Source organism: Pseudomonas sp. GW704-F2 (genome assembly GCF_059423025.1).
Window position 1 is genome coordinate 61041 of the sequence record NZ_JBWKXO010000008.1, and the last position, 17592, is coordinate 78632.

Annotated in this window: 18 protein-coding genes; 9 read left to right on the top strand and 9 right to left on the bottom strand. The window is 64.2% G+C overall.

What is annotated here, in order from left to right; translation table 11 throughout:
* Positions 1-35: 35 nt before the first annotated feature.
* From codA to AC07W0_RS09130, 6 genes are all read right to left on the bottom strand, one after another.
* Positions 36-1271 (bottom strand): cytosine deaminase, encoded by a 1236-nt coding sequence (gene codA / locus AC07W0_RS09105; protein ID WP_046384046.1) that lies wholly within the window; start codon positions 1269-1271, stop codon positions 36-38.
* Between the two features lie 27 nt (positions 1272-1298).
* Positions 1299-2504, bottom strand: a complete 1206-nt coding sequence (locus AC07W0_RS09110) for a PucR family transcriptional regulator (protein ID WP_046384045.1) — start codon at positions 2502-2504, stop codon at positions 1299-1301.
* Positions 2501-3769 (bottom strand): cytosine permease, encoded by a 1269-nt coding sequence (gene codB, locus AC07W0_RS09115; protein WP_046483194.1) that lies wholly within the window; start codon positions 3767-3769, stop codon positions 2501-2503. The genes AC07W0_RS09110 and codB overlap by 4 nt, the downstream gene beginning before the upstream one ends.
* A 191-nt stretch (positions 3770-3960) precedes the next feature.
* The gene (locus AC07W0_RS09120; RefSeq protein WP_017847009.1) at positions 3961-4584 is read right to left on the bottom strand and encodes an NUDIX hydrolase; all 624 of its coding nucleotides are present in this window, start codon (positions 4582-4584) and stop codon (positions 3961-3963) included.
* A 31-nt stretch (positions 4585-4615) separates the two neighbouring features.
* Positions 4616-4972: a 6-carboxytetrahydropterin synthase QueD gene (gene queD / locus AC07W0_RS09125; protein WP_017736453.1), complete on the bottom strand. Its 357-nt coding sequence runs from the start codon at positions 4970-4972 to the stop codon at positions 4616-4618.
* Between the two features lie 77 nt (positions 4973-5049).
* Positions 5050-6129: a patatin-like phospholipase domain-containing protein gene (locus AC07W0_RS09130; RefSeq protein WP_046483187.1), complete on the bottom strand. Its 1080-nt coding sequence runs from the start codon at positions 6127-6129 to the stop codon at positions 5050-5052.
* A 159-nt stretch (positions 6130-6288) separates the two neighbouring features.
* Here AC07W0_RS09130 and AC07W0_RS09135 point away from each other — a divergent pair, with 159 nt between their 5' ends.
* The 7 genes from AC07W0_RS09135 (at position 6289) to AC07W0_RS09165 (ending at position 11380) form a co-directional block, all read left to right on the top strand.
* The gene (locus tag AC07W0_RS09135) at positions 6289-6591 is read left to right on the top strand and encodes a PepSY domain-containing protein (RefSeq protein ID WP_046483184.1); all 303 of its coding nucleotides are present in this window, start codon (positions 6289-6291) and stop codon (positions 6589-6591) included.
* Positions 6591-6902, top strand: coding sequence for a PepSY domain-containing protein (locus AC07W0_RS09140; protein WP_017847012.1), 312 nt, complete (start codon positions 6591-6593; stop codon positions 6900-6902). Before AC07W0_RS09135 ends, AC07W0_RS09140 begins: the two co-directional genes overlap by 1 nt.
* Positions 6902-7570 carry a response regulator transcription factor gene (locus tag AC07W0_RS09145; RefSeq protein ID WP_017847013.1) on the top strand — a complete coding sequence of 223 codons (669 nt, stop codon included), beginning with the start codon at positions 6902-6904 and terminating at the stop codon, positions 7568-7570. Before AC07W0_RS09140 ends, AC07W0_RS09145 begins: the two co-directional genes overlap by 1 nt.
* The gene (locus tag AC07W0_RS09150; RefSeq protein WP_102618291.1) at positions 7567-8880 is read left to right on the top strand and encodes a sensor histidine kinase; all 1314 of its coding nucleotides are present in this window, start codon (positions 7567-7569) and stop codon (positions 8878-8880) included. The genes AC07W0_RS09145 and AC07W0_RS09150 overlap by 4 nt, the downstream gene beginning before the upstream one ends.
* Positions 8881-9056: 176 nt before the next feature.
* Positions 9057-10190 (top strand): TIGR03364 family FAD-dependent oxidoreductase, encoded by a 1134-nt coding sequence (locus tag AC07W0_RS09155; protein ID WP_017845045.1) that lies wholly within the window; start codon positions 9057-9059, stop codon positions 10188-10190.
* Positions 10190-10744: a phosphonate degradation HD-domain oxygenase gene (locus AC07W0_RS09160; protein WP_046487897.1), complete on the top strand. Its 555-nt coding sequence runs from the start codon at positions 10190-10192 to the stop codon at positions 10742-10744. The genes AC07W0_RS09155 and AC07W0_RS09160 overlap by 1 nt, the downstream gene beginning before the upstream one ends.
* Positions 10745-10837: 93 nt before the next feature.
* On the top strand, positions 10838-11380 hold the full coding sequence (locus AC07W0_RS09165) for a hypothetical protein (RefSeq protein WP_046381737.1): 543 nt from the start codon (positions 10838-10840) through the stop codon (positions 11378-11380).
* 6 nt (positions 11381-11386) lie between these two features.
* On the opposite strand, the gene AC07W0_RS09170 is transcribed toward AC07W0_RS09165, so the two are convergent.
* Both AC07W0_RS09170 and AC07W0_RS09175 read right to left on the bottom strand, forming a co-directional pair.
* On the bottom strand, positions 11387-12754 hold the full coding sequence (locus AC07W0_RS09170; protein ID WP_017845042.1) for a DUF3482 domain-containing protein: 1368 nt from the start codon (positions 12752-12754) through the stop codon (positions 11387-11389).
* Entirely contained in the window at positions 12747-14126 is a 1380-nt protein-coding gene (locus AC07W0_RS09175) for a DUF2868 domain-containing protein (protein ID WP_102618290.1), read from the bottom strand. The genes AC07W0_RS09170 and AC07W0_RS09175 overlap by 8 nt, the downstream gene beginning before the upstream one ends.
* A 90-nt stretch (positions 14127-14216) precedes the next feature.
* Here AC07W0_RS09175 and AC07W0_RS09180 point away from each other — a divergent pair, with 90 nt between their 5' ends.
* Positions 14217-14729, top strand: a complete 513-nt coding sequence (locus tag AC07W0_RS09180) for a dihydrofolate reductase (RefSeq protein ID WP_102618289.1) — start codon at positions 14217-14219, stop codon at positions 14727-14729.
* Positions 14730-14813: 84 nt separating this feature from the next.
* Here AC07W0_RS09180 and AC07W0_RS09185 read toward each other — a convergent pair whose 3' ends face one another.
* On the bottom strand, positions 14814-16205 hold the full coding sequence (locus AC07W0_RS09185) for an L-cystine transporter (protein WP_102618288.1): 1392 nt from the start codon (positions 16203-16205) through the stop codon (positions 14814-14816).
* Positions 16206-16446: 241 nt separating this feature from the next.
* Between AC07W0_RS09185 and AC07W0_RS09190 the strand changes: the two genes are divergently transcribed.
* The gene (locus tag AC07W0_RS09190) at positions 16447-17508 is read left to right on the top strand and encodes an HAD family hydrolase (protein WP_017845038.1); all 1062 of its coding nucleotides are present in this window, start codon (positions 16447-16449) and stop codon (positions 17506-17508) included.
* The last annotated feature ends 84 nt before the right edge of the window (positions 17509-17592 follow it).

Sequence of the window (17592 nt, forward strand, 5' to 3'; positions counted from 1 at the left end):
AGTCGTATTAGCGGCTGTCCATCGAACCCCGCGTGCTACAAAAACGTCACCTGCGCCGGCTGGCGCTTCATCAACACCTTGCCGTTGCGGATCGAGTACAGCGCCAGGCCCTGGCTGCGAATCACCTCATAGTCGCTGTCGGCCGAGAGGATCAACAGGTTGGCCGGCCGGCCGGGTTCCAACCCATAGCGATCGCCGAGGGCCATGGCCTTGGCGCTGTTGTCCGTGACCAGGTCCAGGGCGTTTTGCAGGTTGCGGTAGCCGAGCATGTGGCAGATGTGCAACCCGGCTTCGAGCACCCGCAGGATGTTGCCGTTGCCCAGGGGGTACCAGGGATCGACGATGGAGTCCTGACCGAAGCACACGTTCATGCCGGCTTCCAGCAGTTCGTTGACGCGGGTGACGCCGCGCCGTTTCGGGAAACTGTCGAAGCGCCCTTGCAGGTGAATGCTTTCGGTGGGGCAGGAGACGAAGCTGATACCGGAATGCCCGAGCAGGCGGAACAGTTTGGCGCAGTAGGCGTTGTCGTAGGAACCCATGGCCGTGGTGTGGCTGGCGGTGACGCGGGCGCCCATGTCGCGGCTGCGCGCTTCTTCGGCGAGCACTTCGAGGAAACGCGAGTGCGGGTCGTCGGTTTCGTCGCAATGCACGTCGACCAGGCAGCCGCTGCGTTCGGCCAGGTCCATCAGGAACTTCACCGAACTCACGCCCTGGTCGCGGGTGTATTCAAAGTGGGGGATGCCGCCGATCACGTCGGCGCCCAGGCGGACGGCTTCTTCCATCAGCTCGCGGCCATTGCGGTACGACTCGATGCCCTCCTGGGGAAAGGCGACGATTTGCAGGTCGATCAGGTGCGCAGTGTCCTCGCGCACTTCGAGCATGGCTTTGAGCGCGGTGAGGTCCGGGTCGGTGACGTCGACGTGGGTACGCACATGCTGGATACCGTGGGCGGCGAGGGCCTGGATGGTTTTCCTGGCGCGGGCCTTGGTGTCTTCGTGGGTGATGGTGGCTTTGCGTTCGCCCCAGCACTCGATCCCTTCGAACAGGGTGCCGCTCATGTTCCAGCGCGGCTCGCCGGCGGTGAGGGTGGCGTCGAGGTGGATGTGCGGTTCGACGAAGGGCGGTATCACCAGGTTGCCGGCCGCGTCGAGGTCGTCGGGCCCCGCCGTGGGGGCTGTGGTTTGCGGCGTGATGCTGGCGATCCGGCCGTGTTCCAGGTGCAGATCATGCAGGCCTTCACGGTTGCGCAGGCGGGCGTTGATGATGTGCATGGGCAAGTTCCTCTTGGCTAAAAACAATCAGGCAGACAGCCGCCAGATCATCAGCGCGATGCCGATGTCCAGGCGGTCATACGAATTATCCAGCCTCAGCCCGCACAGGGCTTCGATGCGCTGGACGCGGTGCGTCAGGGTATTGCGGTGGACGGCCAGGCGCTGCGCGGCGGCCACCAGGTTACCATTCTCGTGGAACCAGGCTTCGAGGGTCGGCAGCAGGCTTGGGCCATGGTGCAGGTCGTGGCGCAGCAACGGGCCCAGGCGGTCATTGAGAAACTGGTCGAGCAGCGCACGATCGCGCACGCCGCTGAGCAGCTTCAATACGCCCAGTTCGTCATACACGCAGAGCCCGGCGCGTTCGCTGAAGCGCCGCGCGGCGGCCAATGCCTGGCGCGCTTCATCCTGCGCCTGGGCCAGGCGCGCCGGCGGGTGGGCGGCGGCGCTCAGGCCGATGAACAGTTTCAGCGGCGCCAGGCGCAGGTTCAGCGGCTTCAACCAATTGGCCAGTTGCTCCCGGTTAGCCAGCGCCGCGACGGCATCGGCGGCCGGCAGCAGCAACGTCCATTGGCCGGCGCGCCCGAGTACCGGCACCGCGGCCGACAACTGCCGCAAGCGCCGGGTAATGCTGTCGTGTTGCCGCGCCAACTGCGCTTCCATCTGCGCGGCCTCGCCCTGGGCAAATAACGCGTCGCTGCCCTCCAACTGCAACTGCACGATTTGCCAATGTCCGGCCAGGGGCATGCCCAACTGGGCGGCGCGGTGCAACAGCAGATCCAACGATTGATAGTCACCGGCCAGCAACCGCTCCAGCACATCGTGCCGCGAGCGGCCCAATTGCTCGGACTGGATCAACGCTGAACCGATCGCCTGGGTCACCAGCACCATTTTCAGTGAGTAAGGCTGTTCGATCAGCGGCATGTCGGCGGCTTCGGCGGCGTCCAGCAAGCGCTGGGGAATCGCCTGGATATAGGCCGGCCCGGTGAGAATCACCAACCCGGCCACCTGACGCAGGCAGGCTTCCTCCAGCAGTTGCAGCAAATTCGCTTCGTCCCGTGGGTGATTGATACCGGTGACGAACACCAGTTCGCCACCCAGCACCCACTCGGCGATGCCGCTGTTCTCTGCGACATACGGCCAGCGAACGGCATTCTCCAGGCCCGCCGCCCCGGCGCGCAGGCACAGGGAATCCAGCCCCGGCAGGGCGAGCACATCGGCGATGGTCAGGCTCATGCCTGTGCGTCAGCCAACGGTGCCCGCACGCGCAGTACGGCGCTGAGTAGCATGTAGGTCAGCGAGGCGGCGACGATCCCCACCAACGGCGCCACCCAGGGCGAATTGAACGCCAGTACGGTGCCCACGGCGTAGGCGGTCAGCCCCGGCCAGTTGAACGCCGGCAGGCGCGCATCGGCCAGGCGCGGGTAGCGGCCGCGGTAGCGATAGAAAAAGTCCGCCATGATCACCCCGCCAATCGGTGGAATCACCGTGCCCAGCAGGATCAGGTACGGCACCAGCATGTCGTACATGCCGAGCAGCGCCAGCAGCGTGCCGATCACCGCACCTGCCAGGGTCACCGTCTTGCGGCGGCGGGTGCGCAGCAGGTTGCAACCGGCCACGGCGAAGTTGTAGATGGTGTTGTCCTGGGTGCTCCAGATATTGAGCAGCAACATCGCCATCGCGGCCGTGGCAAAGCCTTGCAGCAGCAACACCTCCACCACGTCGGGCTGTTGATAGACGATGGCGCCATAAGCCCCGATCAGCACCATCAAGCCATTGCCGACAAAAAAACCGATCAGGCTGGCGAGCACCGCGACCTTGGCCGAGCGCGAAAAGCGCGTCCAGTTGGTGGCCTGGGTCGCGCCGCTGACAAAGGTGCCGAACACCAGGGTGATCGCCGTCGACACGTCCAGTTCCGACGTCGGCACCACCGCCAGCAACCCTTGCAGCCCGCCGACTTTCACCGTGGCGACCCACATCGACAGGCACAACAGAATGCCCATGGCCGGCACCGCGATGTAGGACAGAATCTCCAACCCGCGATAGCCCACGTAGGCCGTGGCGCAGAACAGCAGGCCAAACAGCACCATCAGCACCAGCACGTTGCCCTGGCTCAGCTCGAAATATTTGCCCAGCACCACGGCGGCGGTGGCGGTGCCCCAGGCGTACCAGCCGATCTGGGTGAAACCGAGGATCAAATCACTGAGCTTGCTGCCGACTTCGCCAAAACAGAAGCGCCCCATCAGCACCGAGTTCAGGCCGCTCTTGAACGCGATGTAACCCAAGCCTGCGGCATAAATGCCCAACAGCAGGTTACCCAAGGCCACGACGCCGAGCATGTCGACGAAACTGAACGCCACGCCCAGCTTGCCGCCGGCAAACATGGTCGCGGTGAAAAAGGTGAAGCCCAGCAGCACCATGGCGGTGGACGCCAGGCCCTTGCGTGCGTGCATCGGGACTTCGCTGAGGGGGTAATCGTTGCCCGGTTCTTGCTGCGTCATGTGCCTTGCTCCCTGAATGAGTGACGCAGGCCTATTGCACCGCGCGTGCCAATTGAGCAGCAGTGACGGGCGCACGGTGGGTGTTGTGCAGTATGCACAGGATTTATCGCCAGACAGGCGCGGAACGCGGGCGGGAGTGGTCGCGGTGCCCAATCGGGCACGAAAGCGGTGCAGCGGTGATACAAATTGGATCAGTCGAACAGCGTCAGCGTGGTTTCGCCGCGATGAAACGCAAAGGCCGCCTCGAGATCGCTTTCGATGGTGCGCCCACGGGACAGCGGCGGCAGGTCGTCGAGGGCGAAAAAGCCCACCTCGGTGGTTTCGAACCCGGCCGTCGGCGCCAGTTGGTCGACCCGTTCACACAGGAAATACAGCTTGTAGAAGTCCCGCACATCCGGGCGATACAAGCCCTTGGCCTTGTGCGTGACGCTGTAGAGCGCCCGCGCCGTCACCGTCAGCCCGGCTTCCTCGCGGATCTCCTTGACGATGTTTTCTGCGGCCGACAGACCGATATCGGCATAGCCCCCCGGCAGCGCCCAGCAACCATCGGTCGCCTCGCGCACCAGCAGAATGCGCTCGCCGTCGATCACCGCGCCGCGGACATCGATCATTGGCGTCGAATAGCGCTGGGCGAAATCCGGGACCAGCCCGCTGATGCGCTCCAGCGGCACATTGCCCAATTGCGCGAGCATGCTGTGGGCGATCTCGGCAATTTCTTCCAGGCGCTCGCGTTCGAAGTCGTCGGTGCAAAAGTGCAGCCCCGTGGAAGCCAATGCCTGCAAGCGTTTGGCCTGGGCCAGCCAGGTGTTTTCCATGGGGCGCTCCCGCAGGGCGTTGACGTGAGGGTTACTCGCCGCGATAGATGCAGCCGCTGGTGCAGGTTTCGTGGATGCGAATCGCGCTGAGTTCGGGCAGCAGGGGTTTCAATTCGGTCCAGATCCACTTGGCCAGTACTTCGCTGGTGGGGTTTTCCAGGCCGGGGATGTCGTTCAGGTAGTTGTGGTCGAGGCGTTCATAGAGCGGCTTGAAAATCGCCTTGATCTCCGAGAAGTCGCGAATCCAGCCGGTATGGGGGTCCAGGTCGCCGCTCAGGTGGATCGCCACCTTGAACGAATGCCCATGCAGGCGCCCGCATTTGTGGCCGTCTGGCACGTGGGGCAGGCGGTGGGCGGATTCGAATGTAAATTCCTTGAAGATTTCCACAGTATTTTTCAGCTCGGTCAGGTTTCTGGCAGGCGGCGAGTTTAACAGCTACATCGCGCCTCGCGCATACCGCTGGGTCAAAGCGCCTGCAAGCGCTCGCCCAGGCCACCCTGGTCGGCCAGTTGCAGAAACTCATCGCCCAGGCGCCGGCTCTCGCTCATTGCGGTTTGCCAGTATTTGTTGCGAGTCGCGTCATCGCCCAGAAAGCGCTTGAAGTCGCTGCGGTCCGGCAGTTTGCCGTGGGGCAGGCGGGCCAGGTAGTCCTTCGACGGCGCCAGCAGCAACACGTCCTGCAAGCCTTGTTGATTGCTGCGTCGCCACGGCAGGCCCTTGTCGAACCAGCCGGGGATGACCCGGTCGGTGAAGTGCGGGTACAGCACGATGTCATCGCCGTGGTAGGGCAGGTCGAGGTGGTAATCCAGCAGGCCGCCGTCGCGGTAGGTGCCGGCACCGGCGCCAGGCAGGTCGCGCACGCCTTGCATCACCAGGGGAATCGAGCCGGACGCCAGCAGCGCCTGGCGCAGGTTGCCCAGGTTCAGGTCGAGGAAGCGCGACGGAAAATCCCGCAGCGCATGCACCGGCGGCGCCTGGCGCGGGTCATGGATGATCAGCCGCTCGAAATGCCGCGACAGCCGCGCGCGGCCGCGCAGGTTGTCGGCAATCACCGACGACAGGCCCAGGCCCAGCCGCCCGCGGTGGTCATCGGCGAGCAGGCCGTGGCTCTTGACCACCATGATGTTCAGCCGATAGTCGGGGTTGTCCAGCACCCGCGCATCGCGCCCGGCCAGCAGGTCATCGAGCATGCGCCGGCAGCTCTGGCTGACCTCGGCCATGGTCACGCCTTTGGCGAAGCGTTGCTCGTTGTACAGGCGGCCGAGGTCGAGCAGGCCTTGCACCGGGTCGGGCAGGCAGGCGCTGGCAAACCGCCAGGAACCGATGGAGGCACCGATCAGCGCACGTTCGCGCGGCGCGCGGGGCAGCCACTCGCCGAACAGCGCCAGGTCCAGGCCCTGGATGCCCAAGGCCTTGGGCCCGCCTGCCGCACCGGGAAGGATACCGACATCGGCAGGCTTGAGGCCTTGCTCGCGAATGCGCGCAAAGGCGCGCTTGCCGGCCTTGAGGGTCAGGGCGGGAAACTTGATGTGGATGGCTGTCATACCGGTCTCTGTTGAAGCGAGCGGGGCAGTATAGAAAATCTCGCCGGGTGAAGGAAAACGCGGGTGACGCGAATTGCCATGGTGGCAATTCAGTTTCAGTTAAGTTGCCGCGGATACCCTGGCGGGCGTAGGACAAATATCGTGAAACGGAGACTCAGCATGAAGCGTCTTACAATGCTGGTCGCCGCCGGGTTCATTGCCTCTTTGGCGGCACAGGCCCAGGCAGTCGACCCCGACAAGTCACTCTGCGGGCCCGGCACTGTTACTATTGTCGCCTTCGATCAGCTGGACGCCACGGCCCTGGCCTTGCATCCCGGTTCGACGCTGCTGGACACCGACCTGGACGAGGTCTACGGCAAGTACCTCTACGAGGTCGAACTGGAGGATGTCGACGGCATCGAATGGGAGGTTGAATTGGACGCGCTCACCGGGCATGTGCTCAAGAATCATCAGGATACGTAATGAAGGTATATCGACGCGCCGCTGGCTGGGCGGGGCTGGTGCTCCTGGCGTTTTGCTCAAGCCTGTCAGCCCGCGACCTCAACCAGGACGAAGCCTTGGCACTGCGCCAGCAGGGGGTGATCCTGCCGCTCGAGCAACTGTTGCAGCAGGCCATGGCGCGCCACCCCGGCTCGCGGCTGCTGGAGGCCGAGCTTGAGAAAAAGGACGAGCAATATGCCTATGAAGTGGAACTGGTGACGACCGACGGTGTGGTGCGCGAGATCAAACTCGACGCCACCAGCGGTGCGCTGATCAAAGACGAGGAAGACTGATGCGCCTGCTGTTGGTGGAAGACAACGTACCGCTGGCCGATGAACTGCTGGCCGGCCTGCAGCGCCAGGGCTATGCCGTCGATTGGCTGGCCGATGGGCGCGATGCCGCGTACCAGGGCCGCAGCGAACCCTATGACTTGATCATCCTCGACCTCGGCCTGCCCGGCTTGCCCGGGCTCGAGGTGTTGGCGCAATGGCGCGCGGCCGCGCTGGCCACCCCGGTGCTGATCCTCACCGCGCGCGATTCCTGGGCCGAGCGCATCGAAGGGCTCAAGGCCGGCGCCGACGATTACCTGAGCAAACCGTTTCACCCCGAAGAACTGCACCTGCGTGTCCAGGCGCTGTTGCGCCGCTCCCATGGCCAGGTCAACCAGCCGACCTTGCAAGCGGCCGGCCTGCAGTTGGATGAAGGGCGCCAATGCGTGCTGCGCGACGGCGACGAAATCCAACTGACCGCCGCCGAGTTTCGCTTGCTGCGCTATTTCATGTTGCACCCGCAACAGATCCTGTCAAAAAGCCATCTGGCCGAGCATTTATATGACGGTGAGACCGAGCGCGATTCGAATGTGCTTGAAGTCCACGTCAACCACCTGCGCCGCAAATTGGGCCGCAGCGTGATCGAAACCCGGCGCGGCCAGGGTTACCGGTTCGGCGCCAGTCCTGCATGAAGTCGATCCAGCGGCACCTGAGCCTGGGGCTGATCAGCGTGATGGTGGTGGTCGGCGTGGTGCTGGCGCAAACCAGCCTGTGGTTGTTCGAAGCCGGTTTGCAGCGCTATTTGGAGGCCGGCCTGCGCAACGACAGCGAGAACCTGCTGGTGGCGCTGGTGCGCGGGCCGAATGGCGTGCAACTCGACGAGCAACGCCTGGCGCCGGCCTATCAGCGGCCGTTCTCGGGGCATTATTTCCGTATCGATTTCGCTGACACCCACTGGCGCTCCCGCTCGTTGTGGGACCAGGAGCTGCCACGCCTGCCCGCGGCCGGGCTCAAGGGCAATCTGCAACTGGGGCCGGAAGGCCAGCAACTGTTGGTACTGCGTTCGGACTACAAGCGCTTCGGCCAATTGATTTCCATCAGCGTGGCCCAGGACTACACGCCCGTGCGTGAAAGCTTTCGGCTGATGCGTCAGATCGGCCTGGTGCTGGGGGTGGCGGCCCTGTTGCTGGTGTTGATCCTGCAACGGGTCACGGTCCGTCGCGCCTTGCGCCCGCTGGAAGTTGCGCGCAACCAGATCGCCCAACTGCAACAGGGCCAGCGCTCGCAACTCGACACCCAGGTGCCGCAGGAGCTGGAACCGCTGGTGGCGCAGATCAACCACCTGCTGGCTCACACTGAAGACAGCCTCAAGCGTTCACGCAATGCCCTGGGCAACCTCGGCCACGCGCTGAAAACCCCGCTGTCGGTGCTGTTGAGCGCGGCGTCGAGCGAAGCGCTCAAGGACCAGCCGCGCTTGCGCACGCTGCTGCGCCAACAGCTTGAACAGGTGCAACAGCGCCTCGACCGCGAACTCAACCGCGCACGCCTGGCCGGCGACACCCTGCCGGGCGCCTTGTTTGATTGCGCGAACGAACTGCCGGGCCTGCTGGCGACCCTGAACATGGTCCACGGCGACCACCTGGACTTGAGCCACCACGCCGTCCCTGGCCTGCAATTGCCCTGGGACCGCGAAGACCTGCTGGAGCTGCTCGGCAACCTGCTGGACAACGCCTGCAAATGGGCGGATGCGCAGGTGCGCCTGAGCATCGGCGAGACGCCGCACAGTTACCTGCTGGCAGTGGAAGACGACGGCCCTGGCATTCCCGAAGCCCAGCGCGACCGGGTGTTCAGCCGTGGTACGCGCCTGGACGAGCAGACCGACGGCCATGGCCTGGGCCTGGGGATCGTGCGCGATATCGTTGAGGTGTGGGGCGGGGTGTTGCAGTTGCAGGAAAGCCAACTGGGCGGGCTCAAGGTGCTGATCGAACTGCCCAAACGCTGAGGTCGATCAAAAAGGGGGGAGGGGGCTTGCTCCGGTACAGACCGGAGACATCCTTTACGTTTGAAACCGGAGACATCGTTTACATGTATTAATCATGGCCAGGCGATGACCAGCCGATCAAAAGTGTGGGAGGGGGCTTGCCCCCGATAGCGGTCTTGAAAACAGGACATCACTAAATGACACACCACAGCGACCTGCTGATCATCGGCGCCGGCATCCTCGGCCTGTCCCACGCCTACGCGGCAGCCAAGCGCGGGCTCAAGGTCAAGGTGTTCGAGCGCAGCGCCACGCCGTTGGGCGCCTCGGTGCGCAACTTCGGCCAGGCCCTGGTCACCGGCCAACCGCCAGGCCCGATGCTCGACCTGGCGCGGCAAAGCCGCGATATCTGGGGCGAATGGGCGCGGCTGGCCGGCTTGCAGCTCAAGCGCAACGGCTCGTATCTGTTCGCCCGCAGCGAAGCCGAAGAACACCTGCTGGAAGCCTTCTGCGCCGGCCGCGCCCAGGCGTATGGCTATAACGTCGAACTGCTGCAGGGCGCAGCGTTGCGAGATCTGTACGGCGGCCAATTCCGTCATCACCGCGCAGCGTTGCACGGCAAGGACGATCAGCAGCTGTATTCGCGCGAGGCGATCCCGGCGCTGATCGATTACCTGCGCGAGGAACTGCAGGTGGAGTTTCACTTTTCGACCCTGGTGCGCGACGTCGAGCCGGGCCAGTTGCACAGCACGGCGGGCAGTTTTCGTGGCGCGCAGATCGTGGTCTGCTCGGGCCACGACTACCAAACCCTGCTGGCCGAAGCGATTGCCGAACTCGACCCGCATATCTGCCGCCTGCAAATGCTGCGCGCGCGGCCGGCGGTCAACCTGAACCTGCAACACGCGTTGCTCACCGGCCTCAGTTGCGTGCATTACGGCGCGTTTGCCGACCTGCCGGAAGCGGCGGCGGTGCAGGCGCAGATCCTGCGCGAGGCACCGTACCTGCATGAGCACGGGATTCACTTGCTGATCAGCCCGACGCCCCATGGCGAACTGATCATCGGCGACTCCCACGACTACGGCCGCGATGCGTCGCCGTTCAACGCCGAGCAGGTCGATGACTGGATGCTCGAACTGGCCGAGCAGACCCTGGGTTGCAAGGTCCAGGTGGTCGAGCGTTGGCAGGGCGTCTACGGCGCACGCGGGCGGGTGCCGTTCTCGTTCCTGCGCGTGGCGCCCGGCGTCAGCGCCGCGTTGATGCATACCGGCGTGGGCATGAGCGTGGGGCCGGCGCTGGGCGAGCGTAATATCAGCGCACTGTGGGGGGCGGCATGATGAATCCGCAGCAGGTGATTGCCGAGGTCTTCGGCCTGTACGAGCAACACGGCACGGCGGATTACATCGGCGAGGCGGTGTCGCAGCTCGAACACATGTCCCAGGCCGCGCAGTGGGCCATGGCCGAAGGCTTCGACGATGAAGTGGTGCTGGCCGCGTTTTTCCACGATATCGGCCATCTCTGCGGTCAGGGCGGCGCGAACATGGGTGGCTATGGCGTGGTCAGCCATGAGCGGCTGGGCGCCGATTACCTGCGCCGCGTCGGTTTCAGCGAGCGCCTGGCGCGGCTGGTGGAATATCACGTCGAGGCCAAGCGCTACCTGACCTTCAGCCAGCCGGACTACTACGCCCGGTTGAGCGAAGCCAGCCGCCGCACGCTGGCGTATCAAGGCGGGGCAATGACGCCTGACGAAGCGCGGGCGTTCGAGCAAGACCCGCTCTACGCCATCAGCCTGCGTCTGCGCCACTGGGACGAACAGGCCAAGCAAGCGCAGGTGCCGGTGCTCGATCTGCAGGTACTCAAGGCCAAGGCCGCGCGGCTACTGGCTGCGTAGATTGGCCTTACGCCAAACGCAGATGCGCCGCCTAGAGCCCCTGAGGTCGGATCACTAAGGTGGCTTGCTTCTTCAATCCAAGGAGCAACGCTGATGCGCTACTTAAAAGTGACGGCCCAGGACATGAGCGGCAACGGTCGGGCGGACACAGTCATCCTGCACTTCTATGAGCAGCAGGCTGGCTGTCCCGATGAACTGATCCACGAGATCTTCGCCGTGGACATGAGCGCGGACGGTCGGGTCGACCTGCAATGGGCGGACGACCTCAACCCGGTCACCCGCCCCTGCCGGCTGGAAAAACAGCGGGTGGACACTTTCGCCGACTGCTTTTTGAAGTTGAACTGGTTCAATCGGCGCAGCCACTGGCAGCGCACGTTGACGCTGTACGTCGATCATTACGCCAAGGCCGGCACACCCAACGCGGTCAAGCTGGAATTCCAAGAGCGCACGGCGCCGCAGTGCAAGGGCTCGCTGATCTACAAGGCGGCGGCCTATGACGGCGATGGCGACGGGGTGCTGGAATCGTTTACCAACAGTGACATCGACCGCGACGGTATTGCGGACAAGGCCGATAAAGAGCTGATCCGCACGTTGTGTACGACCTTTCTGGGCTTTGAGTGGTACGCGCGTCAATAAGCGGGGTCAGGCTTCATCGAGCCGGGCGGCCAGGGCTTCGACCTGCTCCTGGCGCTCGGCCTGGCTCAATTTGGCGTGAGGGTTGAGGGACGACCACTGCGGGTGGGCGCGGGCCTTGTGCAGGGCGTCGGGCAGTTTGCCTTCGCGCCAGGTCTTGTCCTGCGGCGTGTCGACCTTGATGCTGTGCATCGCCGCATGACCGCGCAGGTTCAGGGCCTTGAGCAATTGGCGTTGGCGCAGGGCCAGCAGGCGCAGCACGCTGTCGTCGACGGTCAGCTCGCGCTGGCCCTTGATTTTGCCCAGCAGGCGCCCGCCATAGCTGCGCGCGGTTTGCAGCGCGCCACCGGCAATGGCGCCCGCCAGCGCGGCGGCGCCAAGGGTCAACCCACCCACCAGCAGGTCGACCCCGGCACCAGCGGCCGCGCCGGCGGCAATCCCGCCGCCGACGCGCACGCCGAGTTGCTTGAGGGTCTCCGGGTTGAACAGGTCATCGCCCCAGCGCCCGTCGAGCAGCGGCAAGTCGCTGGCGGCGGCGTCCTGCGGGCGGAAGCCGAACAGCTTGAGCAAGGCTTCCACGCAACGCTGCTCGCGCTGGCGCACGGCCTTGCGCAAATCGCCGATGGCTTGCGGCTCCTCTTCAGTGACCACGCTGCGCCGGCACGCGGCGCAGTCGATCAGCAGTTCGGCGATCAGCCGCGCGGCGCTTTGCTGGCGGGCCTGGCGTTGGGCGTGCTGGTCGAGGATCAGCCGTTCCAGTTGGGGCCGGGCGTTTTCCAGCAGCAGGGCGAGGCTTTCATACAGGCGGCGTTCGCCGTCTTCCGGCGGCGCGACGCTGTCGAACCGCACCAGTGCGTGCAGGCCGAGGCGGGCCAGGGCTTCGCGCCAGTCCGGTTCGCGATGATCGTTGCTGCTGACGAAGTTGAGCACGGGCAATAACGGTTTGCCGCAACTGGCCAGCACTTGCAGTTCGTCGCGGTACTTGGCCAGCACCGGCTCGCGGGCGTCGATTACATACAGGCCGGCGTCGGAGGCCAGCAGTTGGCGCAGCACCTTGGCTTCCTGTTCGAAACGCTGGCGGGCTTCGCTGCCTTCCAGGAAACGCGCCAGGCGTGCCGGGCCGTCGAGGCGTTCGCCGGGGCGATCGAGGCGCTCCAGATAGTCGAGCAGGGCGATGGCGTCTTCCAGGCCGGGGGTGTCGTAGAGTTCCAGCAGGGCTTCGCCCTCGACCGACAAGCGCGCGCCTTCGACATGCCGCGTGGTGCTGGGGCGATGGGAGACTTCGCCGAAACCGACATCGCGGGTCAGGGTACGCAGCAGCGAGGTCTTGCCGACATTGGTGTGGCCGACCACGGCGAGTTTCAGGGGTTTAGTCATGGCCGCTCTCCAGCCAGTTCAACGGCGCGCAATCGGCGAAGGGCAGTTCCAGTTGTTGCAGCGCCGCGTGCCAATCGCCCAGGCGCTCGGCGTCCAGCGCCTGGCCGGGTGGCGCTTGCAGCAGCCACACGCGGGTGGCGCTGGCGCTGCGCGCCAGTTCGGCGATCAGCGCCAGGCTGCCCCGGTCGGGCGAGCGGCGCGGGTCGCAGGCGATGGCCAGGCGCGCGGGCGGGAAGCGGGTCAGTTGTTCCAGCAGTTTGTGGCGTGATTCGCGGCTGTCGAGGATGCCGGCGTTCTGCACGTTGCCCGGCAGCTTTGGCGGCCACGGGTGCTGGTCGTCGAGTTCGATGGCGACCACCAGCGCGCCGTCACTGTGCAGTTCGCTGACGCCGCCGCTGACCGCGTGCAACTGCTCCGGTGCCGCATCGTTGACCCCAAGCCGCTCGCTGCTCGGCATCAGGCGTTCGCGCAATTGGCTGTAGCCGGGCAGGTTGAGGTCCAGGCGCAGGGCGGCGCGCCCGCGTTTCCAGCGCCATAGGCACAGCAGGGCAAGGATCAACCGCGGCAACAGGCCGTAGATCAGCAGCACGCCCACCAGCCAGGCAGCCCAGGCCTGGCGGGCGCTGTCGATGTTCAGGGCGGAATCGCCGCTGGCGCGGATCATCTCCACCGTGGGGACGTTGAAACCAAGCAGGGCGGGCAGGGCGCCGAGGGCTTGGGTCACGGCGACGAAGGTGTCGGTGCCGAGGATGGTGGTTTCCCACACAAAACCGTAGCGCCGGGTGGCGAGCAGCGTCAGCAGGATCGCCAGCGCGCTGAGCAACGCGAGTAACCACAGGCTGTTGACCAGCACCCCGACGGCCCAGCGATTGAGCTTCTGGCGCTGCAATAGCAGCAGCAACGCCGGCGCCAGTTGCGCGGCTTTGGCGTCACGCGCGAATTTTTCGCTGAGCCACAACCACAGCCGGCCGAGGCTGGCGCTGTGTTCTCCGGCAAACAGCAGGCCCAATGCCCAACTGATCAGCAGGATCAGGTTCAAGCCGAGCAGGCTGCCCAGCGCCCAGAACACATTCACCGGGGTCAAGCCGTTACCCAGCGCAGCAAAGGCCAGGCCCGCGCCACTGATCACCGCGACTATCGCCAGCAGTATCAGGGCCAAACGCGCACCTTGCAGCCAGCGGATGAGGGCGGTTGTCAGCCCATCGCGCTCGGCCAGGTGCAGGGCGCGCTGTTGAATGCGCGTCGGCAGGTCGCCACCGGCCGTGCGGGCCAGGCGATTGGCTTGCTGATCTTCCAGCGGGCCGGCGTGTTCTTCGCGCAGGCGCACGGTTTCCGTCAGCCAGAGTGTTTGCAGGGGGGTCAGTGCAGTCACGCGCCGTCCTGTTGTGTCAGTGAGCCTGGAGCATAACCGCTGTGCAGCCGGTTGGGGTACGCTTCGCGTGGCTCTGGTATTCTCGTCGCCATGAAAAAAACTCTCCCTCTAAGCCTGATCGCAGCCCTCGGTGAAAACCGTGTGATCGGCATCGACAACAGCATGCCCTGGCATTTGCCGGGGGATTTCAAATATTTCAAGGCCACCACCCTGGGCAAGCCGATCATCATGGGGCGCAAGACCTGGGATTCCCTGGGCCGACCGCTGCCGGGGCGCTTGAACATTGTGGTCAGTCGTCAGACCGACCTGGCGCTGGAAGGTGCGGAAGTTTTTCCGTCGCTTGAAGCGGCGGTGGCGCGTGCGCAAGCGTGGGCCCTGGAGCAGGGCGTGGATGAGCTGATGCTGATCGGCGGCGCGCAGCTTTATGCACAGGGGCTGGAACAGGCGGATCGCCTGTACCTGACGCGGGTGGCGCTGAGCCCGGAAGGGGATGCGTGGTTTCCGGCGTTTGATGAGAACCAGTGGAAGTTGGTTTCCAATCTGCAGAACCCAGCCGAAGGTGACAAGCCGGCTTACAACTTCGAAGTTTGGGAAAAAGCCTAAAAGCATCGGGGGCAAGCCCCCTCCCACACTGACCGCGTTCACTCGGTCAAATGTGGGAGGGGGCTTGCCCCCGATAGCGGTCTATCAGGCCTGCGCCAACTCCGCATGCTCATCCGCATTCAGCCGTTCTTTATCGGTCTGCTGCATGATCTGGCTGGTAATCGCCCCCGCTGTCATCGAACCGTTCACGTTCAACGCGGTACGGCCCATGTCGATCAGCGGCTCCACGGAAATCAGCAGCGCCACCAGTGACACCGGCAAGCCCATCGCTGGCAGTACGATCAGCGCGGCAAACGTCGCCCCGCCGCCCACGCCGGCAACGCCCGCCGAACTCAAGGTCACAATCGCCACCAGGGTCGCGATCCACAGCGGGTCCAACGGGTTGATGCCGACCGTCGGCGCGACCATCACCGCCAGCATTGCCGGGTAGAGACCGGCGCAACCGTTCTGGCCGATGGTCGCGCCGAACGAGGCGGCGAAACCGGCGATGGCGTGCGGGATGCCCAGGCGGCGGGTCTGCGCTTCGATACTCAGCGGGATCGCCGCCGCGCTGGAGCGGCTGGTGAAGGCGAACGTCAGCACCGGCCAGACCTTGCGCAAGAAGCGCAGCGGGTTGATCCCGGCCAGCGACAGCAGCAGGCCATGCACCACGAACATCAGCCCCAGCGCCAGGTACGAGACCACGACAAAACTGCCGAGCTTGATGATGTCTTGCAGGTTGGAGCCGGCGACCACCTTGGTCATCAGCGCCAATACGCCGTAGGGCGTGAGCTTCATCACCAGGCGCACCAGGCGCATCACCCAGGCTTGCAGGGTGTCGATGGCGTTGAGCACTTTCTGGCCCTTTTCCACGTCATCCTTGAGCAGTTGCAGCGCGGCCACGCCGAGGAAGGCGGCGAAGATCACCACGCTGATGATCGAGGTCGGTTTGGCGCGGGCCAGGTCGGCAAACGGATTCGCTGGCACGAACGACAACAGCAACTGCGGGATATTCAGGTCGGCGACCTTGCCCGCGTAGTCGCTCTGGATCACTTGCAGGCGCGCCATTTCCTGGGTGCCGGCCACCAGGCCTTCGGCGGTGAGGCCGAACAGGTTGGTCAGGCCGATGCCGATCAGCGCCGCAATCGCGGTGGTGAACAGTAGGGTGCCGATGGTCAGGAAGCTGATCTTGCCCAGGGACGCGGCGTTGTGCAGACGTGCCACGGCGCTGAGGATCGAAGCGAACACCAGCGGGATCACGATCATTTGCAGCAACTGCACATAACCGTTGCCGACCAGATCGAACCAGCCGATAGAGGCTTTGAGGACCGGGTTGCCATCGCCGTAAATGGCGTGCAAGGCCGTACCGAACGCCACGCCGAGTATCAGGGCGAACAGGACTTTCTTGGCGAGGCTCCAGTTCGTTCGACGGGTTTGTGCCAGGCCCAGCAACAGGGCCACGAACACCAGTAAGTTGAGAATCAGGGGCAGATTCATTGAAGCTCCGTTGAGAGTGTTGCCAATCGCGTGAGCCTGCGATTGCGAACCGGGAAGCCTAACAGCTTGATATATATTGATTTAATACCAATACGGAATGGTGTCTGTCGTTTTTGGAATAAGTAGTTGGCGCTCAGGCGCATGGCAATGGCGGAATCAGAACGCAAGCGGTCGCGACCGGGCGAAAACTGTCACAGGGATTTGTTAGCGTCGATGTCTTTCACTCAGGGAGACAACGCCTATGAAGCTCGCGCCGAAACTACTGGTATCCGCCGCATTCTGCCTCGCACTTGCCGGCCAGGCGTTCGCCGCCACCGAGTTGAAACACTGGCCGGCCCCGGCCGCCAAACAACTGAACGAAATGATCGCCGCCAACGCCAACAAGGGTAACTTCGCGGTGTTCGACATGGACAACACCAGCTACCGCTACGACCTCGAAGAGTCCCTGCTGCCCTACATGGAAAACAAGGGCCTGATCACCCGCGACAGCCTCGACCCATCGCTCAAGCTTATGCCCTTCAAAGACACCGCCGACCATAAGGAAAGTCTGTTCAGTTACTACTATCGCCTCTGCGAAGTGGATGACATGGTCTGCTACCCGTGGGTGGCCCAGGTGTTTGCAGGTTTTACCCTCAAGGAACTCAAGGTCCAGGTCGATGAGTTGATGGCCTCCGGCAAGCCAGTGCCGGTCAGCTATTTCGAAGGCGACGCGGTGAAGAACTCCGAAGTCCAGCCGCCGAAAGTCTTCACCGGCCAGGCTGAGCTGTACAACAAGCTGATGGAAAACGGCATCGAGGTGTATGTGATGACCGCCGCGTCGGAAGAGCTGGTACGCATGGTCGCTGCCGATCCGAAGTACGGCTACAACGTCAAACCGCAGAACGTCATCGGCGTGAGCACCCTGCTCAAGGACCGCAAGACCGGCGAACTGACCACCGCACGCAAGCAGATCACGGCCGGCAAATACGACGAAAAAGCCAACCTCGGTCTGGAATTGACCCCCTACCTGTGGACCCCGGCGACCTGGATGGCCGGCAAGCACGCCGCGATCCTGACCTACATCGACGAATGGAAAAAGCCGGTAATCGTCGGCGGCGATACCCCGACCAGCGACGGCTACATGCTGTTCCACGATGTGGACGTGGCCAAGGGCGGCATTCACCTGTGGGTCAACCGCAAAGACAAGTACATGACCCAGCTCAACGGTATGATGGCCAAACACGCGGCCGCCCAGGCCAAGGAAGGCTTGCCGGTGACGGCGGACAAGAACTGGGTGATCGTCAAGCCGGATGAGATCCAGTAAGACCGAGTCGCTTGCTTATCGGGGGCAAGCCCCCTCCCACACTTGATTGGGTTCACACGGTCAAGCTGTGGGAGGGGGCTTGCC